Consider the following 24,494-nt stretch of genomic DNA (forward strand, 5'->3'; position numbering starts at 1 on the left):
AACGCTTTCCGCCCCTGCGCAAAACCGTTCCACCCCCCGGAACGGTTTTGTCATTTTTCGGGTCAGCAAATTTGCAGACCCGACTAGCCCGTGCAGATTTGCACCCCCTGCCGTGTATTTCACGGGAAGAGCACTGAAACAGGCGGCTTCAGCCACGGCATTGATTCCAGGCAAGCAAAGGCGCGCCGCGTACATATGCCGTACATAACCGAAAAATCACCGGTTTTGGCATCATGCTAAGTGTTTGAAATTATTGGCTCCCCGGGCCGGATTCGAACCAGCGACCAACCGGTTAACAGCCGGTTGCTCTACCACTGAGCTACCGGGGAACAGAGGCTCTTGCGTGAGTGGGGCAGCCTATAGCAAACCCGTTTCGGCTTTGCAAAGAAGCATTTCGCATTTTTTCGGTGCTTTTTGGCGCAGGGCTTGCTGGCAATGGCCGGCGAGCGCCCTCATATGAGCTGTCTCTCGCCTGTCACGGAACAGAAAAGGCCGTTGCGGCTTTCTCCGGCTGATGGTGCTACTGATGCAAACGGATCGACATTTCACATGACGGCAATGAGCGACGAACAGCCACCGGCCCGGAAAATCTCGGTCTTCGGCCGCCAGTTCACCATGCCGCGCTCGCGCGGCCTCAGGATTGCGATCGGCGTTGTGCTGATCATCGGCGGCATTCTCGGCTTCCTGCCGATCCTGGGTTTCTGGATGGTGCCGATCGGATTGCTGGTGCTCTCCTACGAATTCGCATTGGTGCGCCGTCACCGGCGCCGCTTCGTCGTCTGGTGGGAGCGACGGCGCCGGCCGGATTGAGACTGCCCTGCTGACAGGCCGGTATCCGGCAAAATGTCGGAGAGCGGCGTGGTCCGTCCAGGCCTCACCGAGGCTGGTCGAAACAGCTTTCCAGGCGTTCGCAAAGCTCCTTGAGAACGGCGGTAGCCGATGCCAGCCGCGCCCGGTCGCGCGGCGGCAGGCTGTTTGCGCCTTCTATGCTGAGGCGGTCGATGGCATAGCGCACAAGCTCTGCAGACTGCGACAATCCGCGCGACGTGCCGTCCTTCGTAGCTGCTCGACGCATGGCGGAGCCTCTTCCTTGCCCAACGTGGCCGCCGGTTTCGGGTTCCCGTCGCCCAGAATCATGCTTAACGATAAGCTAATATGTTATTGCTAACATGGGCATTGCGTTGATAAGGCAGGGCATGGAATGTCGAGGAACCGTTGGGAATGCATGGTGGCCGCTTGACGGCATTTTCGCCGCAACCTATTGGAGCCGGGTGGAACGCCGGGAGCAATGAGGCCTCGTGGCGGAGTGGTTACGCAGAGGACTGCAAATCCTTGCACCCCGGTTCGATTCCGGGCGAGGCCTCCAATGCCCGAGCTCCCGCGCGTCAGCGCCAGGGGGCTTCAGTTCCGGTCGAAACAGCCGCGGCCTTTGCGCGGCAAGCGGATGGTTGGAACATGAGCGCTGATTTTGCCGAACGCCGGGTGAAGATGGTCGACGGCCAGATCCGCACCACCGACGTGACCAGCGCACCGCTGCTCGAGGCGATGCTTGTCGTGCCGCGCGAGGCCTTTGTCGGCGCCGGCCAGCGCGATCTTGCCTATATCGACGAGGACATCCGCATTGCCGATACGGCAGATGGTCCGCGCTATCTGATGGAACCGTCGCCATTGGCCAAGCTGATGCAGCTGGCCGATATCGGCCCAAGCGATTCGGCACTAGATGTCGGCTGCGGCACCGGCTATGCGGCGGCGATCCTGTCGCGGCTGGCAAGGTCCGTGGTGGCGCTGGAAAGCGATCCGGCGCTGGCCGAGACCGCCACTTCGACGCTTGCGGCACTTGGTTGCGGCAATGTCACCGTGGTCCACGGGCCGCTGCCGCAAGGCCACGCAGATAAGGCGCCTTACGACGTCATCCTGATCGGCGGCAGCGTCGGGGAGGTGCCGGCGGCGCTGTTCGACCAGCTTGCCGAAGGCGGCCGACTCGTCGCCGTGGAGGGGCAGGGCAATTCGGGCGTAGCCCGGCTTTTTTTTAAGACTGGAGGGGTTGTAACGGGAAGACGCGCATTTAATGCGGCAATTAAGCCACTACCGGGATTCGAACGCATTCCCGCCTTCGAATTCTGAGTGATTTTGCCTTGCAGCGAAGGCGCTGTCATGATCGCTTGCGTTTGAACAATCGTTGCTGATCTGCATAACCGGGCGTTTCTGGGGGCTTTCAGCGGGGGAACGATAAAAAACGCGGCGCCGGCTGATCAGAAGGAGAAGCCAGCGTGGCGCAGTTCCCGTGCAAAACGAATGAGGGAATATAACGTGCCGTCTGTACGCAAGTTGCTTTTTACCGCTGTCCTCGTTTCGGCGACAGCGCTGTCTCCAATGGCCGCCTCGGCCGAAACCATTCTCGGGGCCCTTTCAAAAGCCTATCAGAACAATTCCTCGCTCAATTCGACACGCGCCGGCGTTCGCGTCACCGACGAGGGCGTTGCAATCGCAAAGTCCGGCTGGCGCCCGACCATCACCGGTTCCGCGGACATCGACTACACCAGCACCCATATCAATGGTACTAGTCGAACCGCGCGCATAACTACCGGCAACTTTGGCGTCCAGATCAATCAAACCCTGTTCGACGGCTTTCAGACCTGGAACAACGTCGCGGCCGCCGAAGCGCGGGTCAGCGCCTCGGTCGAGAGCCTGCGCAACACCGAAGAAAACACCCTTTTCAACGCGGCAAGCGCCTATATGGACGTCATCCGCGACCGCCAGATCGCGGTGCTGACCGAACAGAACCTGCAGTTCCTGACCGAGCAGGCGCGTGCGGCGCGTTCGCGCTTCGAGGTCGGCGAAGGTACCCGCACCGACGTCGCGCAAGCCGACGCGCAGCGTGCCTCCGCGGTGGCGCAGTTGAGCGCCGCCCGCGCGACGGCGCTGGCAAGCGCTGCGACCTATCGCCAGATCGTCGGCGACGAGCCGGGCAGGCTCAGGCCGGCTTCGCCGCTGTCGAAGCTGTTGCCGTCGAGCCTCGATGCAGCGATCGCGATCGCATCGGCCGAACATCCGGCCATCCTCGCCACCGAGCACCTGGTCGACGCGGCGGCGTTTTCGGTTAAATCGGCCGAAGGCGCGCTGCTGCCGCAGCTTTCGGCTAGCGCCGGCGTTTCCGGCGACTATCGCAACACGGTTCCGGGCGTCCTTGGGGCATCGCAGGATGGCACAAGGACGTCGGCGAACATCGGCGCGACACTGACCGTGCCGATCTATTCCGGCGGACGGACCTCGGCGACCGTGCGCCAGAACAAGGAATCGCTCAGCCAGGCGCGGATCGAAGTCGACGTGAGTCGCGACCAGGTGCGCCAGGCCGTTACCTCGGCATGGTCGCAATACACCGCCGCGCAGCAAAGCGTCACGGCCAACCGGCAGGTGGTCGCCGCCGCGCAGCTTGCCCTGAACGGCGTCATCGAAGAGCGCAATGTCGGCCAGCGCACCACGCTCGACGTGCTCAATGCGCAGGCGACCCTCATCACTGCCAAGATCAATCTTGTCAGCGCCGAACGCGACGTGGTGGTGGCGAGCTATGCCATCCTCTCGGCGGTTGGCCATTTGTCGGCAGACCGCCTTGCGCTCAATGTGACGAAGTACAGGCCCGAAGAGCATTACAACGCCGTCAAGGACAAGTGGATCGGCCTGCGCACGCCGGACGGCCGCTGATCGCCAAGCCGTGTTTTCAGCCCGCGCTCGAACGACGCGCGGGCTTTCAACTCCCGACCCTAATCTGTTGAAATCCGAGATGTCGCCAGATTGGGGATTCTCGCAAGCCGTTCCGTCGGTTACGCTGTTGCCATGATTCGAATCCGGCATTGCCGGACAGGAAATCTGAGAACGAGTCACAAGGGCGGCGGATGTGACGATGGCGACGGCAAGCAGCGTACAGCGCGAACCTTCCATGGAAGAAATACTGGCTTCCATCAGAAGGATCATCGAGGACAGCGATACCGGCCGCAAGCAGCCGGGCGACGCGGACGAGCTGCGCCAGGATCTGCAACCGGCGCCGGCAGCCGGACGGGCAGCGGAGGGGGATGCGTTCCGCTCCGAACTGCGCGGCGGACTGGAGATCGCCAAGCCGGCCACGCGCGCCGAGGTGCAGCCAACGGCCGCGCCGGTCATTGAGAGCCTGGAAACGCCGTTGCGCGCCGGCCCGGTAAAGGCAGCGGTGACGCTGGCTGAGGTGAACACCGCTCCCGCAAAGCCGGATCGGCCTGCGACAGCCAAGGCTGCCGAGACGACCGACACCATCATCGCCGATTGGCGGCGCGAGATCGCCGCGGTCGGCGACGCGATGGCCAAGCCGGAGCGCGCCGAGCCACTCCGGACGCCGGACGCCGAGCCGAAAGCCGAGGTTTTCGAGAACGAGGCGACTGCTGGACCTGTGCCGGAGCCTTCGGAAATTGGGCCGGAGCCTTCGGAAAGCGGCCCGGAGCCTTCGAAAACCGGCCCGGAATCTTCGAAAATCGGCCCGGAATCTTCGAAAATCGGATTGGCGCGTCCGGCGGCCAGCGAGGCGCCGTCCCTTCGGCCGGCGATCCTTTCGGAGCATACGGGCCGGCAGGTTGCCGCCGCCTTCGGCGAGCTTTCCGACGCGTTTGCCAGCCGCAGCAAGAAGACTTTCGACGAGATGGCCGAGGAGATGCTGCGGCCGATGCTGCAGGACTGGCTGGACAACAACCTTCCGACGCTGGTCGAGCGGCTGGTGCGCGAGGAAATCGAGCGCGTCGCGCGCGGCGCGCAGTAGCAATTCGGAGAGCCGCCAATGGGCGGCGCTCGACCGGCGAATTGTCGAAGTCGGCGCTGTCCCTCATCCGCCTGCCGGCACCTTCTCCCCGTATAGTGACGGGGAGAAGGGGTTGACCGCAATTTAGGCGCCTTTTCCGCAACGTTCGTGACTGGCGAAAGCTTCAGTACAGGCGTCTTTCTCCCCGTCACTATACGGGGAGAAATGCCCGGCAGGGCAATGAGGGGCAGCGCAAACCTGAAGCGATTGCCTCGCAACATTCAGTCCCGCGAGTTGCACCGAACCATCCCGGCGCTATCTATTGGCCATGCCGCCCTTGCGGTTGACTTGGCAACAACCTTCCGATTTACACCGGACCACAAATTCCGGACAGCGCGGACCGTTTTCCCATGCTCGAAAAGACCTACGACGCCAAAGCCGTCGAGCCGAAGATTGCCAGGATCTGGGAAGAGGCCGACGCCTTTCGGGCCGGCGCCGGGGCCGAGGAGGGGGCTGAAGCCTTCACCATCGTCATCCCGCCGCCGAATGTCACCGGCTCGCTGCATATGGGTCATGCGCTCAACAACACGCTGCAGGACATTCTGGTGCGCTTCGAGCGAATGCGCGGCAAGAATGTTCTTTGGCAACCAGGCATGGACCATGCCGGCATCGCCACGCAGATGGTGGTAGAGCGCCAGCTTATGGAAAAGCAGATCCACCGCCGCGACCTGACGCGCGATGAGTTCATCGACAAGGTGTGGGAGTGGAAGGCCGAGTCCGGCGGCGCCATCCTCAACCAGCTGAAGCGGCTCGGGGCCTCGGCCGACTGGAGCCGGGAGCGCTTCACCATGGACGAGGGCCTGTCCAAGGCCGTGCTCGAAGTGTTCGTGACGCTCTACAAGGAAGGGCTGATCTACAAGGACAAGCGCCTTGTGAACTGGGACCCGAAGCTGTTGACCGCCATCTCGGATCTCGAGGTCGAACAGCAGGAAGTCAACGGCAACCTCTGGCACTTCCGCTATCCGGTCGAAGGCATGACCTTCGATCCGGAAAATCCGAAGACCTTCATCACCGTTGCGACGACCCGGCCGGAGACGATGCTGGGCGATACGGCTGTCGCAGTCCACCCCGACGACGAGCGTTTCCGGCATCTTGTCGGCAAGAACCTCATCCTGCCGATCGTCGGCCGCAGGATCCCGGTGGTGGCGGACGAGTATTCCGATCCCGAAAAAGGCAGCGGTGCGGTCAAGATCACGCCGGCGCATGACTTCAACGATTTCGAGGTCGGCAAGCGCCACCGGCTGCCGGCGGTCAACATCCTCACCGTCAATGCGGCGGTGAGCCTCAAGGACAATGAGGACTTTCTCGCCGGACTGGACGTGACGCCGGAGCGCCAGGCCGTATGGGACGGCCTCGACGGCCTGGACCGTTTCGACGCGCGCAAGAAGATCGTCGAGCTGATGCAGGCGGGCGGCTTTCTCGAGAAGGTCGAGCCGCATCGCCACACCGTGCCGCACGGCGACCGCGGCGGCGTGCCGATCGAGCCGTTTCTGACCGACCAGTGGTATGTCAATGCGGCGGAACTGGCCAAGCCGGCGATCGCCTCGGTGCGCGAGAGCCGTACCAATTTCGTGCCCAAAAACTGGGAAAAGACCTATTTCGACTGGATGGAAAACATCCAGCCCTGGTGCATTTCGCGCCAGCTCTGGTGGGGTCACCAGATCCCTGCCTGGTACGGGCCGGACGGGCATGTCTTTGTCGAAAAGACCGAGGAAGAGGCGCTCGGTGCCGCCGTCGAATATTATCTGGCGCTGGAAGGGCCGTGGAAGGCCTGGGTCGAGGACAAGCTTGAGAATTTCCAGCCTGGCGAGATCCTGACCCGCGACGAGGACGTGCTCGATACATGGTTCTCGTCGGCGCTGTGGCCGTTCTCGACGCTTGGCTGGCCGGACCAGACGCCGGAGCTGAAGACCTATTACCCGACCGACGTGCTGGTGACCGGTTTCGACATCATCTTCTTCTGGGTCGCCCGCATGATGATGATGGGCCTGCATTTCATGGATCAGGAGCCGTTTCATACCGTCTATGTCCATGCGCTGGTTCGCGACAAGAATGGGCAGAAGATGTCGAAGTCGAAAGGCAACGTCATCGATCCGCTCGAGCTCATCGACGAATACGGCGCCGATGCGCTGCGCTTCACCTTGACTGTGATGGCAGCGCAAGGGCGCGACGTTAAGCTCGATCCGGCCCGCATTGCCGGTTATCGCAATTTCGGCACCAAGCTGTGGAACGCGACGCGCTTCGCCGAGATGAACGAAGTGGCGCGCGACGACGATTTCTGGCTGCAGGACGCCAAGCTGGCGGTCAACCGCTGGATCTTGACGGAGCTGACGCGAGCCGCGCGGGACATAACGGACGGTATCACCTCATACCGCTTCAACGAGGCGGCGGGTGCCGCCTACCGGTTCGTCTGGAACCAGTTCTGCGACTGGTACCTGGAACTGCTGAAGCCGGTGTTCATGGGCACCGACGAGGCCGCCAAGGCCGAGAGCAGGGCATGCGTCGCCTTCGTACTCGACGAGATCTACAAGCTGCTGCATCCGATGATGCCGTTCATGACCGAGGAACTGTGGGCCGAAACCGCCGGTGAGGGCAGGCAACGGCAATCGCTGCTTTGTCATGCGGCATGGCCGTCGCCCGACTTCGAGGACGAGGCGGCCGCCGCCGATATCAACTGGCTGGTCGACCTTGTCTCCGGCATCCGCTCGGTGCGTTCGGAGATGAACGTGCCGCCGGCGGCTATCGCACCGCTCGTGGTGATCGGCGCCAACGACGCGACACACGAAAGGCTCGAGCGTCAGGGCTCGGCTATCAAGCGTCTGGCGCGGGTCGGCGACATCTCGCTCGCCGAGGCGCCACCAAGGGGATCCGCCCAGATCGTGGTCAACGAGGCGACGATCTGCCTGCCGCTCGGCAGCCTGATCGACCTTGCCGCCGAGGCAGCGCGCCTGCACAAGGAGCTTGCCAAGGTGACCGAGGAAATAGCGCGGCTCTACAAGAAGCTGTCCAACGAGAAATTCGTCGCCAACGCGCCGGAAGAGGTGGTGGAGGCCGAGCGTGAAAAACTCGCCGAATATCGCGAGGCGCAAGAGAAGCTTTCGGTGGCATTGGCGCGGGTGCGTGATGCCGGTTGATCGAACAGATTGGGCCGGTTGATCGAACAGATTGGGCCGGTTGATCGAACAGATTGGGCCGGCTGATCAAACAAATTGGGCCGGCTGGCCGCAATAGATTCGCCGGTCACGAATCTGCCTTCCAGACAGGCCGCCTGCCACGAAAACGGGCATTCCGCAGCGTAAATCTTGAGGCAAACTGAATGTTTTTGCCCCATTGTTGCCGTAATGTAACAATGGCTGACTGGGCACGCAAAATGCCCTGTTTTATAGTGATTTAGGGGTTTTTCCCGAGTTTTCTCGTCGATCTGTATTGTGGCGGCCATTTTCCCGCCTCGGTAAGAAGGCCGACACCTTGTCGGAAATGCGTTCAGCCAAGCTGTACATGTACGCACGGCGAATTCGTTGTTGCGCCGTTAACCTGAATTGGTTCTAGCTTGATGCAAGGACATTTCGGGGAGGAGATTCATGTGTTATTCGCGTCTGAAAGTGCTGCTGGGCGCGGGGGCTTTTTCGCTGGCTTTGGCTGGGGCGGTGCAAGCCGGGGGCTTTGACCGGGGCGGCGTCAATATCGACCAGCTGTTCGACGCGGCGCCATATTCGTTCGACGCAGGCGTCACCTATGTTTCGCCACAGCGCAAACTCAAGAATGTGCAGCGTCTCGATGGCTCGGGTTTGTCGACATCGGCGGTGGACGTTGGTGGCGATTATGCGGTGCCGCATGTCGGCATCAAGGCCAACATCTTTGAGCCCGTAGACTGTCTTGCCACCTATACGAGACCGTATGGTGCGGACGCGAATTTCGGCATGAACAACGCCTATTCGCCGACAGCGGTCAAATACGCCGTCGACACAGACGATTTCGGTCTCACCTGCTCCTATAAGGTGAACGTCGGCAAGGGCGCCATACGATTCATCGGCGGTGTCTCCTACCAGCAGGTAGACGCGTTTCTTTCCCGTCAGACACTGCTCGCCTTCGGCAATACCGGCCTCGGCGTCTTCAAGCTATCCGACGAGGCATGGGGTTGGCGTGCGGGCGCAGCCTATGAGATCCCCGAGATCGCCCTGCGCGCCACCCTGATGTACTCTTCGAGCTACAAATATGACGGGCTGTCGGGAACCGTCGACACGACCGGCTTCAGGGGCGCCTTTCCAGCGGATCTGATTCCCGGCTCTACCGGCGTGTACCCAGTCTCGGCGTCGGCTGAGATACCTCAGGCTCTGGAATTCAAGCTGCAGAGCGGTATAGCTCCTGGCTGGCTGGCCTTTGGTTCCATCCGCTGGCAGGAGTGGAGCAAGCTTGGCGTCATTGCCATCAATGGCGTGCGCAGTCCGGTAACCGGTTTGCCCTCGCCCGTTTCATTCGACCTGCTTTATCGCGACGGCTGGACGGTCACGGGCGGTATCGGGCACAAGTTCACCGATCAATTGTCGGGCGTGGTTTCGCTGACCTGGGATCGCGGCACCTCGACGACCTCCGGCTACCAGTCGGATACCTGGGCCGTTGCCAGCGGCGTCTCCTATTCGCCGAACGACCAGATCGAGGTCAGGCTCGGCGGCTCGATCGGTGTGCTGACGAGCGGGTCATCGACTTTCAGCGGTGTCGGCGACGTGGCAAATGCCGTTACCTATACCTACGGCAACGACCTGCTTCTCGCTGGTTCGGCTTCCGTCAAGATCAAGTTCTAACTATTAAATTTTAAACGACAAAACGGCCGGGCGTTGCCCGGCCGTTTTGTTCGGTGCCATCCGGCATTCGGCCAATGCAACAAATTGCCCCCATGATGTTCGCTCCGATAATTGTGACGTTTTGGCAACAGTTTCTGAACAACCCTCGCGCCACCCGGCCGCCCGGGAACATTGCCTATTTCCCGCCATAAACCCGGCGCACCTCGAACTTGTCTCGGGACATGCGCCAAAAGGCTAGGCGAAGAGGCAGGCCGCACTGCCCGCGGCAAGGACGAGTATGGACGCCAGAGCGATCTCCAAGGCCAAGCTGCCGAGCCGCCACGTGACCGTTGGTCCCGAGCGGGCGCCGCATCGCTCCTACCTCTATGCGATGGGGCTGTCGGCGGCCGAGATCGCGCAGCCTCTGGTCGGTGTCGCCAGCTGCTGGAACGAGGCCGCGCCCTGCAACATCTCGCTGATGCGCCAGGCACAAGTGGTCAAGAAGGGCGTGGCGGCCGCCAACGGCACGCCACGCGAATTCTGCACCATCACCGTCACCGACGGCATCGCCATGGGTCATCAGGGCATGAAGTCGTCGCTGGTGTCGCGCGAGGTCATCGCCGACTCGGTCGAGCTCACCATGCGCGGCCATTGCTACGATGCGCTGGTTGGATTGGCCGGTTGCGACAAGTCGCTGCCCGGCATGATGATGGCCATGGTGCGCCTCAACGTACCGTCGATCTTCATCTATGGCGGCTCGATCCTGCCCGGCAGCTACCGTGGCCGGCAGATCACCGTGCAGGACGTGTTCGAGGCGGTCGGCCAGCATTCGGTCGGCACGATCGGCGACGCCGAGCTGCTCGAGATCGAGCAAGCCGCCTGTCCGTCGGCCGGCTCCTGCGGCGCCCAGTTCACCGCCAATACCATGGCCACCGTCGCTGAGGCGATCGGCCTGGCGCTGCCCTATTCCTGCGGCGCGCCGGCACCCTACGAGATGCGCGACCGCTTCAATTTCGCTTCCGGCGAAAAGATCATGGAGCTGATCGCAAGGAACATCCGCCCGCGCGACATCGTTACTATAGAAGCGTTGGAAAATGCCGCGACTGTGGTCTCGGCCACCGGCGGCTCGACCAACGCGGCGCTGCATCTGCCGGCGATCGCGCACGAGGCCGGGATAAAGTTCGATCTTTTCGACGTGGCCAAGATATTCGAGAAAACACCCTACATCGCCGACCTCAAGCCGGGCGGCAAATACGTCGCCAAGGACATGTTCGAGGCCGGCGGCATTCCGCTCTTGATGAAGACGCTGCTCGACCATGGCTATCTTCATGGCGATTGCCTGACGGTGACCGGCCGCACTTTGGCCGAAAATATGGAACATGTTTCCTGGAATGACAGCCAGGATGTGGTCCGTCCCGCCAATAGGCCGATTACCCAGACCGGCGGGGTCGTGGGCTTGAAGGGTAACCTTGCCCCCGAAGGCGCGATCGTGAAGGTCGCAGGCATGGCGGAACTCAAATTCTCGGGTCCGGCACGCTGCTTCGATTCGGAAGAGGAATGTTTCGAGGCTGTTACGCACCGTAACTATAGCGAAGGCGAGGTTCTCGTCATCCGTTACGAGGGTCCGCGCGGCGGCCCGGGCATGCGCGAAATGCTGTCGACGACGGCGGCTCTCTACGGCCAGGGCATGGGCGGCAAGGTGGCGCTCATCACCGACGGGCGTTTTTCGGGCGCGACGCGCGGTTTCTGCATCGGCCATGTCGGGCCGGAAGCGGCAGTGGGTGGCCCGATCGGGCTGCTTAGGGATGGCGACTTGATCTCGATCGATGCGGTGAACGGCACGATCGAGGTTGCATTGTCTAAAGCCGAATTGGCTGCGAGGGCAAAGGCATGGAAGGCGCGCACGACCGACTATCAGTCGGGCGCGATCTGGAAATACGCACAGACGGTCGGATCTGCCCGCGACGGCGCGGTCACCCATCCCGGCGGTGCCAAAGAAACACACTGCTATGCGGACATCTGAGTTGTTGAGGTCGTCTGTCCTTTCGGCACTGGTTGCGCTCGCCACGTTTGGCGCGACCTTGGGCGCCGTCGGCCAGGCCATGGCCTTCGACGACAAGGTGTTCGACGACAAGACCGGCGTGAAGCCGCAGTCGAGCCCGTGGGCGGTGTTCCAGTTTGGCTTTTCCGCCTACAAGAACGGCCATAAGGAGCAGGCCGCGGAAGCCTATAAATATGCCGCCGAGAACGGCCAGATCGGCGCCACCTGGAAGCTTGCGCGCATGTATGCCGAAGGCGATGGCGTGGCGCGAGACGACTACGCGGCATTCAAGTTCTTCTCAGAGATCGTCGACCAGGATGTCGAGCCCGGTTCGCCCGAGGAAAGCTATGTTTCGGACGCGCTGGTGGCGCTTGGCGACTATCTGAGGAAGGGCATTCCCGGCAGCCCCGTCGAGGAGAACGAGGTGGCGGCCCAGGAATATTACATGCGCGCCGCCGCCAACTACCGCAACCCGAACGCCCAGTTCGAGATGGGCCAGATGTTCCTCAAGGGTGAGGGCGGCGTCAAGGCCAGCGTCAAGCAGGCCGGACGCTGGTTCCAGCTGGCGGCCGAAAAGGGCCATGCGGGCGCGCAGGCGACGCTCGGCAACCTGCTTTTCCAAAGCGGCAAGATCGTGCGGGGGCTGGCGATGATGACCGCGGCGCTCGAGCGGGCCTCACCCGCCGACCAGCCATGGATCCGCGGCATGCAGGAAGAAGCGTTTGCGGCCGCCGGCGAAGCCGACCGCCGCACCGCGATCTCGCTGGCCGACGACATCCTCACCAAGGGTGGCGGCGACCAATAGGTCGGCAGAATTTCCGTTTTAGATCAATTGTCGGTCGGTTCCGCCGGCATGCCGCTGGGCGCCGGTGTTGAGATCGGCGTGCCCTGCAGATGTGGGGCCAGCGTGTTCTCCGGGCAGCCATCCCGCTGCTTGGTCCAGGACGTGTTGTTGAGCACCATCTCGCAACGGGCGAGGTAGCTTTGGCCGGCAAGCGTCAGGCAGGCGACCCGGCCGATCTGGAATGATTTGCCGTTAGCCAGGCACTCTGCATCGGCAAAAGCCGGCGTCGCCACCGCCATCGCAAGCGCGCAGCCGATCGGGCAGAGTGCAAATCGAGTAGTCATGGAAACCCCAGCCACCATGATGATTTCTCATCAAGCGCGCGATTTGTGGCGATAAGAGGTCAACTATCAATGTGCCGCCGGACAGCAGCTCCGGTCAGGCCGGCTGCAGCGCCAGATCGATCGCCACCGGCACGTGGTCGGAGGGCTTTTCCCAGGCGCGCACCTGTTTTTCGATCGAAGCCGAGGAAAACCAGTTGGCGGCTTCGGGCGACAGAAGCAGGTGGTCGATGCGGATGCCGTTGTTCTTCTGCCAGGCGCCGGCCTGATAGTCCCAGAACGTAAAAATGTCCGGGGCGTCGGTGACGGCACGCACGGCTTCGGTGAAGCCGAGATTCTTCAGCCGCCGGAACGCCTGCCGCGTCGCGGGCTGGAACAGCGCATCGCTTAGCCAGTTTTCCGGATACTTCGCGTCGATCGGCTCGGGAATGACATTGTAGTCGCCGGCCAGGACCAGCGGCTCTTCCAGAGCAAGCCGCTCCTGGGCCCAGCGCTCAAGTCGCGCCATCCAGGAAAGCTTGTAGGAGAACTTCTTCTCGTCGTCGATCGGGTTGCCGTTCGGCAGATAGATCGAGGCAACGCGCAAGGCGCCCTTGTCGGTCGAGAACACGCCCTCGATGAAACGCGCCTGCTCGTCGGCATCGTCGCCCGGCAAGCCGCGATTGACCTCGTCGAAACGCAGCTTCGACAGGATGGCGACGCCGTTGAAGCCTTTTTGGCCGTAAGTCTCGACATTGTAGCCGAGCGCCTCGATCTCGGCGCGAGGAAACTGCTCGTCGACCGTCTTGATCTCCTGCAGGCAGGCGATGTCGGGCGCGCTTTCCGTCAGCCAATGGGTCAAATTGCCGATGCGGGCGCGAACGCCGTTGATGTTCCAGGTGACGATTTTCATGACGGCCTCGATAGGCTGGTGGTCCGGAGACTAGCGATCCGGTGGATGACGTTCGACAAGGCCGATCGTATTGCCTGCCGGGTCCTTTAGGAAGGCCATCCATTCGCTTTCCCCCGCCTGGCCGAACAGGCCTTCGGTGTCGCGATGGACGAGCGCCGGCGGCGCGGTGAAGGGAACGCCGGCGGCCTTGGCCGAAGCGTGGAACTCTTCGAGGCCCGAGATGTCGAGATAGACGGTGCCGGCGGGCAGGCCGTCGGTGAAAAGCAGGCGCACGTCACCGGCCATGATAAAGGCGATGCCCGGCGGATCGAAACGCGCATGCAGGTTCATGCCGAGCACCTCGCGCCAGAACGCCAGCGTCGCATCAAGGTCGCGCCCGGCGGAAAGCGCGACCTGACGGACCGCGCCGATGTCGGGCATTTCTAGATCGAGAAGCTGGTGCCGCAGCCGCAGGAGGCGACCGCATTGGGGTTTCTGATCTGGAACGACTGGCCCATCAGATCGTCGACGAAATCGATCACCGAGCCGCCCATATAGACCAGTGACAGGTCGTCGATCAGCACGGTGGCGCCGTCCTTTTCGATGGCGACGTCGTCGTCATTGCGCCTGTCGACCAGATCGAACTTGTAGGAGAAGCCGGAACAGCCGCCGCCCTCGACCGAAACGCGCACGGCCGTCTTACCGGCTTCGCTCGCTACAATCTTGGCGATCCGCCTGGCGGCGGCGTCGGTCATCTCGACTTTCATGGCGGTCTTGGCATCAGCGCCCATGGGCGTCACCTTGCATTCGGTTTCGTATGATAGGTATGAAGCGCGACGGGGCAAGTCAACTGTGGCATACGCTATGACCAACGAGTTGGGCGACATCGGATTCGGCTATCGGCCGCGCGCGGCCTATGCCAGCGACCCGGCGAAGTCGCGCGGGCGGCTGTTCGACGAGGTGGAAAGCCCGACGCGCACGCCGTTCCAGCGCGACCGCGACCGCATCATCCATTCGACGGCGTTCCGCCGGCTGAAGCACAAGACGCAAGTGTTCGTCGCACATGAAGGCGACCATTACCGCACGAGGCTGACGCATTCGATCGAGGTCGCGCAAATCGCACGCGCTCTGGCGCGGGCGCTGCGCGGCGACGAGGACCTGGCCGAGGCGGTGGCCCTGGTGCACGACTTCGGCCACACGCCCTTCGGCCATACCGGCGAGGACGCGCTGAACGAGAAGATGGCCGCCTGGGGCGGCTTCGACCACAATGCGCAGTCGCTGCGTGTGGTGACGCGGCTGGAGCGGCGCTATGCCGAGTTCGATGGGCTGAACCTCACCTGGGAAACGCTGGAGGGGCTGGTCAAGCACAATGGCCCGCTGACCGATGCCAAGGGGAAAGGGCTGAAGGGACCGGTGCCGCAGGCTATCCGCGACTATTCCGAACTGCACGACCTCGAGCTCGACCGCTTCGCTGGTATCGAGGCGCAGTGTGCGGCGATTGCCGACGACATCGCCTACAACACCCACGACATCGATGACGGCTTGAGGGCAGGGCTGTTGACGCTGGATATGCTGGAGGGCGTCTCGCTGCCGGGATCGATCCTCAAGGGCGTGCGTCAGCGCTATCCGGCGCTCGATGACGTACGCACCGGCCACGAGCTGATGCGCCGGCAGATCACCATCATGGTCGAGGACGTGATCGTCTCGACGACGGCCAATCTGGCGCGCATCCAGCCCGACAGCGCCGAAGCGGTAAGGGCGGCCGGCGAGCCGATGGTGAGCTTCTCCGCCGAGACGGCCGTATTGGAAAAGGAGCTGAAGGCCTTTCTCTACAAGCACCTCTACCGGCATGCGGAGGTCATGCGGGTGCGCGCCGATGCCGACCAGATCGTCAGGGACCTGTTCGACGTCTATTTCGCCGATCCGCGCGCTATGCCGGATGGCTGGCGCGAAGGGCTCGACCGGGCAGAGGACCGCGTCAAGGCGCGCAGTGTTGCCGATTTCCTGGCCGGCATGACGGACACTTATGCACTCAAGGAACACAGGCGTTTGTTTGACCATACGCCGGATTTGAGCTAGGGCGGGCGCGATTTTGCCGGCCAACGAGCCGGATTCCTGCAAAACCGTCAGAGCCACAGCAATGAACATCTTCGCCGATTTCAACGCGCGAATCATAAAGGCCGTCGAAGCGCTTGATTTGAAAGACAAGGATGGCGTGTCGCCGGACCTGTCGCGCATCGCCGTCGAGCCGCCGCGCGATGCCAGCCATGGCGATCTCGCGACCAACGCAGCCATGGTGTTGGCCAAGCCGACCGGCCAGAACCCGCGCGCGCTGGCCGAAAGGCTGGCCGAGGCGCTGCGCGCCGACGAGGATATCGCGGCCGCCGAGATCGCCGGCCCGGGCTTCGTCAATCTCAGGCTCAAGGACGGCTTCTGGCAGGCGCATCTGACGGCGATGCTCGGCGAAGGCCGCAACTATGGCCGCTCGACTATCGGCGGCGGCAAGAAAACCAATGTCGAATATGTCTCGGCCAACCCGACCGGCCCGATGCATGTCGGCCATTGCCGGGGTGCTGTAGTCGGCGACGCGCTGGCCAATCTGATGGCCTTCGCCGGTTACGACGTGACCAAGGAATACGTCATCAACGATGCCGGTTCGCAGATCGACGTGCTCGGACGCTCGGTCATGCTGCGCTACCGCGGAGCGCTCGGCGATGAGATCGGCGACATTCCGGCCGGGCTTTATCCAGGCGACTATCTGATCCCCGTTGGTCAGGCGCTGGCCAGCGAATTCGGCCGCTCCCTGCTGCAGATGCCGGACGAAGAGGCGCTTGCCATCGTCAAGGACAGAACGATCGATGCGATGATGGCGATGATCCGCGAGGATCTGGCGCTGCTCAACGTGCATCACGACGTCTTTTTCTCAGAGCGCACATTGCATGCCAACAATGCCAAGAAGATTCGCTCGGCGATCAACGACCTGACGCTGAAGGGCCACATCTACAAGGGCAAGCTGCCGCCGCCCAAGGGCGAGAAGCCGGACGACTGGGAGGATCGCGAGCAGACGCTGTTCCGCTCGACCGCGGTCGGCGACGACATGGACCGGGCGCTGGTCAAGTCGGACGGCACCTTCACCTATTTCGCCGCCGATGTCGCCTACCTCAAGGACAAGGTCGATCGCGGCTTCGTCGACCTGATCTATGTGCTTGGCGCCGATCATGGCGGCTACGTGAAACGGCTGGAAGCGCTTGCCCGGGCGATTGCCGGCGACGAGGTCAAGCTTACCGTGCTGCTTTGCCAGTTGGTGAGGCTGTTTCGCGCCGGCGAGCCGGTACGTATGTCGAAGCGGTCGGGCGAGTTCGTGACCTTGCGCGAAGTGGTGGAGGAGGTCGGCCGCGACCCGATCCGCTTCATGATGCTCTACCGCAAGAACGACGCGCCGCTCGACTTCGACTTCGCCAAGGTGACCGAGCAGTCGAAGGACAATCCGGTGTTCTATGTGCAGTATGCCTCGGCGCGCTGCCATTCGGTATTCCGGCAGGCGAGCGAGCAATTGGGCGAGGCCATGTTCGACCGCAACCAGCTGGCCGCCGAAGTGGCTTTGCTGACCGATGAGGGGGAGATCGGCCTGATCAGGAAGCTCGCCGAATATCCTCGGCTGATCGAAGCCGCGGCGCTCGCGCTCGAGCCCCACCGGCTGGCATTTTACCTCTACGAACTCGCTTCCAGCTTCCACGGACACTGGAACCGGGGCACCGATAATCCCGACTTACGTTTTGTTAAGGTTAACGACCGACAATTGACGCATGCCAGACTAGGGCTGGTGCAGGCTGTTTCGGACGTTTTGACGTCCGGCCTGACGCTGATCGGAGCCAATGCGCCCACCGAAATGCGTTAGGTTTGAGTAAAAAACCTGTCACCTTTTGCCCACATTGCGCTGGTAAGGGCCAACCCTACGCGACGTCCATGGCGTCCGAATGAGTGCGAGTTCGGGAACAATAATGGCAGACAGAACCCAGCTGAGAGCAGCCGACCACAACGACATCGCCAACGATGATCCGTTCGCGGAACTGACCAGGATCATGGGGTTCGACCCGCGCCAGCCGGTCAAACCGCAAACGCCGGCCCAGCCGAAAACCGCTGCCGCCGAACCGTCGGTGGACGAGGCCGATTTCGACATCGATCTCGAGAAGGAGTTGATGGGCGAGTTCGGCGCCGATGCCAATGACAATGCTTCCCCTGCCGAGCTTCGCGAGCCGACACCCGAACCGGCCGCCGCCGACGAAATGGAGGACGCGCTTGCTGCCTCGTTCGAACAGGATTTCGCGTTCGACGACAGTGCAGCGGACGATGCTGCTCCCGTTGCGGCCGCTCCTGTTGCACCCGGCCAAATTGCCTCCGCCCCCGAGAGGGCGTTCGCTCCCGCTGTCGAGCCGGAGTTCGACGACGAGTTCGATAACGCCGTCGCCGGCTCGCTCGAAGACGTGTCGCCGTTCGAGGACGACCTTTCGAGTGACGACGAACTTGCCGCCTCGCTCGACCAGGATTTTCGGCTCGACGACGATGTGACGGCCAAGATCGCGGTGACGGGCGATGAACCGAGGACCGCAGCCGAGGCGATCGAGCCGGTCGACGAGCCCGCCTTCGACGATGAGTTCGACAACGCCGTGGCAAGTTCGCTCGAAGACGAGTTGATGCTCGAAGAGCATGAGCCGATGGAGCAGACCGTCGCCGTTGAAACCGCCGCGCAAGCGGCCGCGCCTGCGTTCGATGACGAGTTCGACGATGCCGTGGCAAGTTCGCTCGAAGACGAGCTGATGTTCGACGAGCATGAGCCGGCGGAAAACGTCGCCGCCCCGGCATCGCCGGTTGAGGCGGTTTCGGCCGATGAGGACCTTGCCGGCCATTTCGATGATGCCATGGCCGATGTCGACATGGACTTCGACGTTCGCCCGAACGAGCCTGCCGAAATCGAAGAACCAGAGTTTATCGAAGACCCAGAGGCCGCCCGGCTTTCCGGCACGGCCGCTGAAGCGGCGTTCGACGACGATGTCGATCTGAGCTTCGACGATGCGCCTGCGGAGGAAGCCGAAGAGCCCGTGGCGCAGGTTGCGGCCGAACCAGTGGCGCCGGCCGCTGTCGTCCCGACGGCCCCAGTGGCTGAGGAACGCAGCCTGGAAGACGAACTGAACGCGCTGCTCGGTGCGATGAGCACACGGCCGGCACAAGCGGTCAACGAACCTCAGACAAGCCCGCAGACTGCCCAGCAGACTGCCCAGAAGCCCGTGATGGCTGTTCAGCAGCCTATCGCGCCGGTAATTCAGAAGCCAGCAGTGGCCGCTGAACAGCCAATGGCGGCGGTCAAAGACGTCGCCAACGAACCGGTGCATGCTGTCGACGAGCTGGATTGGGAACTCGACGAGCACGAGCCCGCTGAGCCGCAGCAGTCCAGTGCCGCCGATGACGCCGATCTTGGCAGTGTCCTCCTCGATGAGCTTGAAGGCGAGGATTTCGGTGTTGAAGCCGCTGCCGGACCCGCGGATGATCTCGACAGCGATGCGCTCGATGCCGACTTCGCCAGGAATATCGGCCTGGATCATGACTCGGCCGACAAGAGTGCGGCAGCTGCTGCCGAAGAAGACCCGCTCGATGCGCTGAACTGGCTGACGACACGCGCCACACCGCCCGAGCCGGCCCGCTCGTGGAGCCGCGTGACACCGGTCGCACAGCCTCAGCCCGCTTTTGCAAGCCAGCCGGTGGCTTCGGCGCGTCCGGCACCACCGCCGCAGCCGGCTGCAACGCCGTCCTATCGGGCCGCACCGGTCGAAGAGAGGCCGTCCTATGAAGGCCAGGCATCCCGTGAAGATAGGTCATCCTATGAAGATCGGCCCGCCTACACGGAAGCTGCACCAAGCTCGCATCAACAGCCTTCCGCCTATGACGAGATGCCCGATGTCGAGACGGTCGACGTGCCCGAGCGCGTCGTGGCGCTGGCGGACGATCTCGACATTCCGGAGCTCAACTTCGACGATGACGAGCCGGTGGCGCCCGCCTACGACGATCTCGATGCCGATTTTGCCAGCCTTCTCACCGAAATGAATGCAACGGATATAGCGCCTGCCCCGGTGCGCAGCGCTGGCTATGACGATGAATACGATGCCGGCTTCGCGTCTGGCTATAAGCAGGATCGTAGCGAGACGCGCGCCTATGGCGCCAAGCCTGCGGAAGCCCCCGTCAGCGCGGCGGCCGCTTCCTATGCCGATGCAGCGGACGGTTTCGATCTGGGCCCATTGCCCGGTGGCCAGCCGGTTTCGCAGGCCGACGATTTCACCTTCGATGAGCTCGACTACGATCCCGAACTGGACGAGGAGATGTCGGTTCCGGGCCTTGCCGAACGCGGGGCCGAAAGGCAGCCGCGCAGGCGCGGGCTGCTGATAGGTGCGGTGGTCGGCGCCGTGGCGATCGCCGGAGGCCTTGGCGCCTTTGCGTTGACCCTCGGCGGCAAGAGCGGCGGCGATGCGCCGGTTATCGTCAAGGCCGACAACAGGCCGATCAAGATCAAGCCGGAAAATCCAGGCGGCACCGTCGTGCCGAACCAGGACAACAAGGTTTATGACGCTGTGGTCAAGGGCGCCAAGCCCGCCGAGCCGGTTCAGCAGAAGCTGGTCACCAACACCGAAGAGCCCGTGGACCTGAAAGCCGACGAACCGGAGAGCCGCGTCGTCGATCTTTCGCCCAATGACCCCGATGCCGCAGACGACATCGACGCGCCCGGCACCGCGGCGTCCGACACCGACGGGTCTGGAACCAATGCGCCCGGCACTAACGCGTCTGACTCCAGCGCGCTTGGCGCCAGTGCGGCTGGCGCTGCCGAAACCGCCGCCGCACCGGCGCCCAAGTCCGAGGATCGCATCGCGCAGGTTCTGCAGGAGGCCGAGAAGGGTGCAACCCCCGAGATCGTCGCTGTTGCGCCGCGCAAGGTACGGACCATGGTCGTGAAACCTGACGGCTCGCTCGTGGCGCGCGAGGATCCGGCGCCCGCCGCCCCGCAGATGGCTGCTGCCGAGCCGGCCGATCCGGCGCCGCAGCACGTGGCTCCGGCCGCCCAGGCCGACGCCGCGGCGCAGACCGGCACCGTGCCCCTGATCGACCAATTGACAAGTGATCCGAAGATTGGCGACCAGCCGAGTGGCGACCAGGCGAGCGGCGATCAGGCCGAAACCTCCAAGCTGCAGCCGGCGCCCAAGCCCGACACAAAGGCTGAAGCCAAGCCGTCAGCCAGCAAGCAGTCCGCCAGCACCCCGGCCACGGTTCCGGTGGCGCCGCAGCGCCCGTCCGACCAGCCGGTCGACGTGGTCGGCGAGGTCAAGCCCGATCAGGTCGCTTCCATCGATCCGGCCGCGGCCGGCGCTGGTTCGTGGTCGATACAGATCGCTTCGCAGCCGACAGTCGAAAGCGCCCAGGCGACTTATCAGGATCTGCAGCGCCGCTACGGCAGCGTGCTTTCCGGCCGCACCGCCAACATCGTCAAGGCCGAGATTGCCGGCAAGGGCACCTTCTACCGCGTCCGCGTTCCGGCGCAGTCTCGCAACGAGGCGATCAAACTGTGCACCAGCTACAAGGCTGCCGGCGGCAATTGCTTCGTGTCCCACTAGGCACCAAAACCTCTCGAAAAGCCGGCGTCCGCGCCGGCTTTTTTGCGTGAACGGAAACCTCTGAAGGCAATTGCGGGCGATTCCCTTTGTCGGCGCGAAGCTCTAAACTGTTCCGCATGACCGAATCAAAATCCATGATCCTCGGCTGCGCCGGGAAATCACTGACCCGCGACGAGATCCGTTTCTATCGCAACGAATGCCCGTGGGGTTTCATCCTGTTTGCGCGCAATATCGGCGAGACCGAGCAGATCCGCGATCTGGTCGCCGCGATGCGCGACTGCGTCGGGCGTGCGGATGCGCCGGTGTTCATCGACCAGGAGGGCGGCCGGGTGCAGCGCCTGCGGCCGCCGCTGGCGCCGAACTATCCGGCTGCCGGTGCACTCGGCGCCTTGTGGCGCGACGACCATGACGCCGGCACCCGTGCCGCATGGCTGATGGCGCGGCTGCATGCCTTCGACCTGCTGCGCTACGGCATCACGGCGGATTGCCTGCCGGTGCTCGACGTGCCGATCGAGGGCGCCAGCGACGTCATCGGCGCGCGCGCCTATGGCAAGGAGCCGCGCGCCGTCATAGAATTGGGTCGCGCCGCGGCGGAAGGCCTGATGGCGGGCGGCGTGCTGCCGGTGATGAAACATATTCCCGGTCATGGAAGGGCCTTCGCCGATACGCATTTCGAACTGCCGACCGTCGACGCCTCGATCGGCGACCTGCAGCGGCATGATTTTGCCCCGTTCAGGGAGCTCAACCATTTGCCGATGGCGATGACGGCGCATGTCGTCTATAGCGCGATCGACCCGAAGAACCCGGCCACGACTTCCGGCAAGGTCATCGAAAAGATCATCCGAGGCGAAATCGGCTTCGACGGCCTGTTGATGAGCGACGACACCTCGATGAAGGCACTTTCTGGGGATTTCCCGTCAAAGGCGGCCGCTATCCTTGCGGCGGGCTGCGATCTGGTCCTTCACTGCAACGGCGTGTTCGAGGAGATGGCCGGCATTGCATCGCGCACGACCGGGCTGGAAGGCAAGTCGTTTGAGCGCGCGGAGCGGGCGCTGACCTATATCAGGAACCGTGACGTGGCGGACGAGACCGAGATTCGGGCCGAATTTGCCGGTTATTTCGACGCGGTGGCCTAGCATCAAAGGAAGCGAAGTGGCGGAAACATTGGACCTGAAGGCCGGCAAGGCCGCACCGATGGACCGCTTGTGGGCCGAGAACGACGATTCCCGGCTGACCGGCGATCCGGCGTTGGTCGTCGATGTGGCCGGCTTCGAAGGTCCGCTCGATCTTCTGCTGCATCTTGCCCGCAATCAGAAGGTCGACCTGTCGCGCATCTCGATCCTGGCGCTGGCCGAACAGTATCTGGCCTTTGTCGAGAAGGTGAGGGCGCTGAGGCTGGAGCTTGCCGCCGACTACCTGGTGATGGCGGCATGGCTGGCCTTCCTCAAGTCGAAGCTCCTGATCCCCAAGCAGCCCGGCGACGAAGGCGAAAGCGGCGAGGAACTGGCGGCGGTGCTGCAGTTCCGGCTGAAGCGGCTGGAGGCGATGCGCGACGCGGCGGCACGGCTGGTCAACCGCAACCGGCTCGGACGCGACGTGTTTGCACGCGGCATGCCGGAAATGGTCATCGTCGAGAAGCGCAATGCCTATTCGGCCTCGCTCTACGACCTGTTGACCGCCTATGCCCAGCAGCGCCAGAAGCAGGCAATAACCAATGTGACGATCGCCAGGCGCGGCGTGTGGTCGCTCAAGGATGCGCGCGACGTGCTGATCAGGCTGATCGGGTCGCTGCGCGACTGGACGGCGCTCGACAGTTTCCTGGTCGAATATCTGGCCGGCCCGGAAGAGCGGCGCACCGCGGTTGCCAGCTCGTTTGCGGCGACGCTGGAACTGGTGCGCGAAGGCAAGATGGAAATGCGGCAGGACCAGGTGTTCGCGCCGCTGTATCTGCGCGGCCGCGCCCAGGCCATCAAGATAGTCGAGGTAACACCATGAGCGAACGCGCCAACGCTTCGGTCATTCCGTTCAAGGTCGACGACGATGCCGAGCAAGGCGCGGTCGCCGAAAACCCGGCACAAAATCAGGGGCAGAATTTGTCGCGGAATCCTGGCGAGCGGCTGCATATGGCGGAGGCCGTACGGATGGCCGAGGCGATCGTATTCGCCAGCGCCGAGCCGGTCAGCGAAAAACAGCTCACTTCGCGACTGCCCGACGGCATCAACATTGCCGCGGCAATGGCCGAACTGCAGCAGATCTATGCGCGGCGCGGCGTCAATCTGGTGCGCGTCGGCGATGCCTGGGCGTTTCGCACCGCCGGCGACCTCGCCTTCCTGATGAGCCGTGACACGGTGCAGCAGCGCAAACTGTCCCGCGCTGCCCTCGAAGTGCTGGCGATCATCGCCTACCACCAACCGGTAACGCGCGCCGAGATCGAGGACATCCGCGGCGTCGAGACGTCAAAGGGGACGCTCGACACGCTGATGGAGACCGAATGGGTGAGGATGCGCGGCCGGCGCCGCACGCCCGGCCGTCCCGTCACCTACGGCACGACCGACATTTTCCTCGACCATTTCGCACTGGAGGAGATACGCGATCTCCCCGGCATGGAGGAATTGAAGGGTGCGGGGCTGCTGTCCGGCCGCATGCCGTCGAATTTCTCGGTGCCGCTGCCGCCGGCCGACCCCGATGCGCTCACCGACGACGAGGATCCGCTGACCGACATCGACCTCGAAGAACTCGGCCTTTTGACGCCGCGCGTCACGGAAGATTGAGCCGAGCGCCATCTTAAAGCCACAGGCAGGATGGGACTGCGCCGATTGGTAGCGGGCCGCCGTGCCGAAAGTGCGTGACTTCGGCGACTCATTCATGAACTCTGTCGCAGTTCTGTTTGAATCCGAACCCGAAAGCGCATAGATCAGCGTCTGGGAAACCGTTCGAGAGAGATTTGCTATGGGTTCATTTTCGATTTGGCACTGGATGATCGTTCTGGTGATCGTGCTGCTGGTCTTCGGCCGCGGCAAGATCCCCGAGTTGATGGGCGACATGGCCAAGGGCATCAAGAGCTTCAAGAAGGGCATGGCCGACGACGAGACGGCTGAGGATAAGCGCACCGTCGAACACCGTTCCGACGAAACTGTTTCGGTACCGAAGGAAAAGGCCAGCAAAAGCTGAGCCCAAAACTTTCGTCGGCCAAAACTTG

General features: G+C 63.1%; 20 protein-coding genes and 2 tRNA genes. 16 read left to right on the forward strand and 6 right to left on the reverse strand.

Annotated elements, in window-relative coordinates; translation table 11 throughout:
* Window positions 1-254: 254 nt before the first annotated feature.
* Window positions 255-329: transfer RNA gene (locus tag NKI29_RS00790), tRNA-Asn, on the reverse strand.
* Window positions 330-549: 220 nt separating this feature from the next.
* On the opposite strand from NKI29_RS00790, the gene NKI29_RS00795 reads away from it, so the two are divergent.
* Window positions 550-810, forward strand: a complete 261-nt coding sequence (locus NKI29_RS00795) for a hypothetical protein (RefSeq protein WP_023676401.1) — start codon at window positions 550-552, stop codon at window positions 808-810.
* Window positions 811-874: 64 nt separating this feature from the next.
* Here NKI29_RS00795 and NKI29_RS00800 read toward each other — a convergent pair whose 3' ends face one another.
* Complete coding sequence (locus NKI29_RS00800; protein WP_156937330.1) at window positions 875-1,075, reverse strand: hypothetical protein; 201 nt, start codon at window positions 1,073-1,075, stop codon at window positions 875-877.
* A gap of 217 nt (window positions 1,076-1,292) precedes the next feature.
* Between NKI29_RS00800 and NKI29_RS00805 the strand changes: the two genes are divergently transcribed.
* The 8 genes from NKI29_RS00805 (at window position 1,293) to NKI29_RS00840 (ending at window position 12,449) form a co-directional block, all read left to right on the forward strand.
* Window positions 1,293-1,366 (forward strand) — tRNA-Cys (locus NKI29_RS00805).
* An 89-nt stretch (window positions 1,367-1,455) separates the two neighbouring features.
* Window positions 1,456-2,124, forward strand: a complete 669-nt coding sequence (locus NKI29_RS00810) for a protein-L-isoaspartate O-methyltransferase family protein (RefSeq protein ID WP_352568867.1) — start codon at window positions 1,456-1,458, stop codon at window positions 2,122-2,124.
* Between the two features lie 186 nt (window positions 2,125-2,310).
* Window positions 2,311-3,702: a TolC family outer membrane protein gene (locus NKI29_RS00815; RefSeq protein WP_352795358.1), complete on the forward strand. Its 1,392-nt coding sequence runs from the start codon at window positions 2,311-2,313 to the stop codon at window positions 3,700-3,702.
* A gap of 199 nt (window positions 3,703-3,901) precedes the next feature.
* A complete protein-coding gene (locus tag NKI29_RS00820; protein WP_352795360.1) occupies window positions 3,902-4,783 on the forward strand; it encodes a DUF2497 domain-containing protein in 882 nt (293 codons plus the stop codon).
* A 389-nt stretch (window positions 4,784-5,172) separates the two neighbouring features.
* Window positions 5,173-7,956 carry a valine--tRNA ligase gene (locus NKI29_RS00825; RefSeq protein ID WP_352568865.1) on the forward strand — a complete coding sequence of 928 codons (2,784 nt, stop codon included), beginning with the start codon at window positions 5,173-5,175 and terminating at the stop codon, window positions 7,954-7,956.
* A 447-nt stretch (window positions 7,957-8,403) separates the two neighbouring features.
* Window positions 8,404-9,624, forward strand: coding sequence for an outer membrane protein transport protein (locus NKI29_RS00830; protein ID WP_352568864.1), 1,221 nt, complete (start codon window positions 8,404-8,406; stop codon window positions 9,622-9,624).
* 277 nt (window positions 9,625-9,901) lie between these two features.
* Entirely contained in the window at window positions 9,902-11,626 is a 1,725-nt protein-coding gene (gene ilvD, locus NKI29_RS00835) for a dihydroxy-acid dehydratase (RefSeq protein ID WP_352577585.1), read from the forward strand.
* Complete coding sequence (locus tag NKI29_RS00840) at window positions 11,613-12,449, forward strand: tetratricopeptide repeat protein (protein ID WP_023678939.1); 837 nt, start codon at window positions 11,613-11,615, stop codon at window positions 12,447-12,449. Before ilvD ends, NKI29_RS00840 begins: the two co-directional genes overlap by 14 nt.
* A 23-nt stretch (window positions 12,450-12,472) precedes the next feature.
* Here NKI29_RS00840 and NKI29_RS00845 read toward each other — a convergent pair whose 3' ends face one another.
* From NKI29_RS00845 to erpA, 4 genes are all read right to left on the reverse strand, one after another.
* Window positions 12,473-12,790, reverse strand: coding sequence for a hypothetical protein (locus tag NKI29_RS00845; RefSeq protein WP_352635511.1), 318 nt, complete (start codon window positions 12,788-12,790; stop codon window positions 12,473-12,475).
* A 76-nt stretch (window positions 12,791-12,866) separates the two neighbouring features.
* Entirely contained in the window at window positions 12,867-13,661 is a 795-nt protein-coding gene (xth, locus tag NKI29_RS00850) for an exodeoxyribonuclease III (RefSeq protein WP_352795363.1), read from the reverse strand.
* Window positions 13,662-13,691: 30 nt separating this feature from the next.
* A complete protein-coding gene (locus NKI29_RS00855) occupies window positions 13,692-14,081 on the reverse strand; it encodes a VOC family protein (RefSeq protein ID WP_352587862.1) in 390 nt (129 codons plus the stop codon).
* A 2-nt stretch (window positions 14,082-14,083) separates the two neighbouring features.
* Window positions 14,084-14,431: an iron-sulfur cluster insertion protein ErpA gene (gene erpA / locus NKI29_RS00860; RefSeq protein ID WP_031212336.1), complete on the reverse strand. Its 348-nt coding sequence runs from the start codon at window positions 14,429-14,431 to the stop codon at window positions 14,084-14,086.
* A 73-nt stretch (window positions 14,432-14,504) separates the two neighbouring features.
* Here erpA and NKI29_RS00865 point away from each other — a divergent pair, with 73 nt between their 5' ends.
* The 7 genes from NKI29_RS00865 (at window position 14,505) to NKI29_RS00895 (ending at window position 24,466) form a co-directional block, all read left to right on the forward strand.
* Entirely contained in the window at window positions 14,505-15,719 is a 1,215-nt protein-coding gene (locus tag NKI29_RS00865; RefSeq protein ID WP_352795365.1) for a deoxyguanosinetriphosphate triphosphohydrolase, read from the forward strand.
* Window positions 15,720-15,780: 61 nt separating this feature from the next.
* Window positions 15,781-17,538, forward strand: a complete 1,758-nt coding sequence (gene argS / locus NKI29_RS00870) for an arginine--tRNA ligase (protein WP_352635503.1) — start codon at window positions 15,781-15,783, stop codon at window positions 17,536-17,538.
* Between the two features lie 103 nt (window positions 17,539-17,641).
* Window positions 17,642-21,295: an SPOR domain-containing protein gene (locus NKI29_RS00875; RefSeq protein ID WP_352795366.1), complete on the forward strand. Its 3,654-nt coding sequence runs from the start codon at window positions 17,642-17,644 to the stop codon at window positions 21,293-21,295.
* Between the two features lie 116 nt (window positions 21,296-21,411).
* Complete coding sequence (gene nagZ / locus NKI29_RS00880) at window positions 21,412-22,431, forward strand: beta-N-acetylhexosaminidase (protein ID WP_023678932.1); 1,020 nt, start codon at window positions 21,412-21,414, stop codon at window positions 22,429-22,431.
* Between the two features lie 58 nt (window positions 22,432-22,489).
* Window positions 22,490-23,290 carry a segregation and condensation protein A gene (locus NKI29_RS00885; protein WP_352482297.1) on the forward strand — a complete coding sequence of 267 codons (801 nt, stop codon included), beginning with the start codon at window positions 22,490-22,492 and terminating at the stop codon, window positions 23,288-23,290.
* Window positions 23,287-24,066, forward strand: coding sequence for an SMC-Scp complex subunit ScpB (gene scpB, locus NKI29_RS00890; RefSeq protein WP_352451389.1), 780 nt, complete (start codon window positions 23,287-23,289; stop codon window positions 24,064-24,066). The genes NKI29_RS00885 and scpB overlap by 4 nt, the downstream gene beginning before the upstream one ends.
* Before the next feature lie 178 nt (window positions 24,067-24,244).
* Entirely contained in the window at window positions 24,245-24,466 is a 222-nt protein-coding gene (locus NKI29_RS00895) for a twin-arginine translocase TatA/TatE family subunit (RefSeq protein ID WP_023678929.1), read from the forward strand.
* The last annotated feature ends 28 nt before the right edge of the window (window positions 24,467-24,494 follow it).

This window comes from Mesorhizobium sp. M0678 (genome assembly GCF_040320505.1).
Classification (GTDB): Bacteria; Pseudomonadota; Alphaproteobacteria; order Rhizobiales; family Rhizobiaceae; genus Mesorhizobium.

Coding starts and splice junctions, on each gene's coding strand:
- NKI29_RS00830 (WP_352568864.1), top strand. CDS start 8,404: ATGTGTTATTCGCGTCTGAAAGTGCTGCTGGGCGCGGGGGCTTTTTCG.
- xth (WP_352795363.1), bottom strand. CDS start 13,661: ATGAAAATCGTCACCTGGAACATCAACGGCGTTCGCGCCCGCATCGGC.
- NKI29_RS00845 (WP_352635511.1), bottom strand. CDS start 12,790: ATGGTGGCTGGGGTTTCCATGACTACTCGATTTGCACTCTGCCCGATC.
- NKI29_RS00885 (WP_352482297.1), top strand. CDS start 22,490: ATGGACCGCTTGTGGGCCGAGAACGACGATTCCCGGCTGACCGGCGAT.
- ilvD (WP_352577585.1), top strand. CDS start 9,902: ATGGACGCCAGAGCGATCTCCAAGGCCAAGCTGCCGAGCCGCCACGTG.
- erpA (WP_031212336.1), bottom strand. CDS start 14,431: ATGGGCGCTGATGCCAAGACCGCCATGAAAGTCGAGATGACCGACGCC.
- nagZ (WP_023678932.1), top strand. CDS start 21,412: ATGACCGAATCAAAATCCATGATCCTCGGCTGCGCCGGGAAATCACTG.
- NKI29_RS00810 (WP_352568867.1), top strand. CDS start 1,456: ATGAGCGCTGATTTTGCCGAACGCCGGGTGAAGATGGTCGACGGCCAG.
- NKI29_RS00840 (WP_023678939.1), top strand. CDS start 11,613: ATGCGGACATCTGAGTTGTTGAGGTCGTCTGTCCTTTCGGCACTGGTT.
- NKI29_RS00855 (WP_352587862.1), bottom strand. CDS start 14,081: ATGCCCGACATCGGCGCGGTCCGTCAGGTCGCGCTTTCCGCCGGGCGC.
- NKI29_RS00800 (WP_156937330.1), bottom strand. CDS start 1,075: ATGCGTCGAGCAGCTACGAAGGACGGCACGTCGCGCGGATTGTCGCAG.
- scpB (WP_352451389.1), top strand. CDS start 23,287: ATGAGCGAACGCGCCAACGCTTCGGTCATTCCGTTCAAGGTCGACGAC.
- NKI29_RS00820 (WP_352795360.1), top strand. CDS start 3,902: ATGGCGACGGCAAGCAGCGTACAGCGCGAACCTTCCATGGAAGAAATA.
- argS (WP_352635503.1), top strand. CDS start 15,781: ATGAACATCTTCGCCGATTTCAACGCGCGAATCATAAAGGCCGTCGAA.
- NKI29_RS00865 (WP_352795365.1), top strand. CDS start 14,505: ATGACCAACGAGTTGGGCGACATCGGATTCGGCTATCGGCCGCGCGCG.
- NKI29_RS00895 (WP_023678929.1), top strand. CDS start 24,245: ATGGGTTCATTTTCGATTTGGCACTGGATGATCGTTCTGGTGATCGTG.
- NKI29_RS00875 (WP_352795366.1), top strand. CDS start 17,642: ATGGCAGACAGAACCCAGCTGAGAGCAGCCGACCACAACGACATCGCC.
- NKI29_RS00795 (WP_023676401.1), top strand. CDS start 550: ATGACGGCAATGAGCGACGAACAGCCACCGGCCCGGAAAATCTCGGTC.
- NKI29_RS00825 (WP_352568865.1), top strand. CDS start 5,173: ATGCTCGAAAAGACCTACGACGCCAAAGCCGTCGAGCCGAAGATTGCC.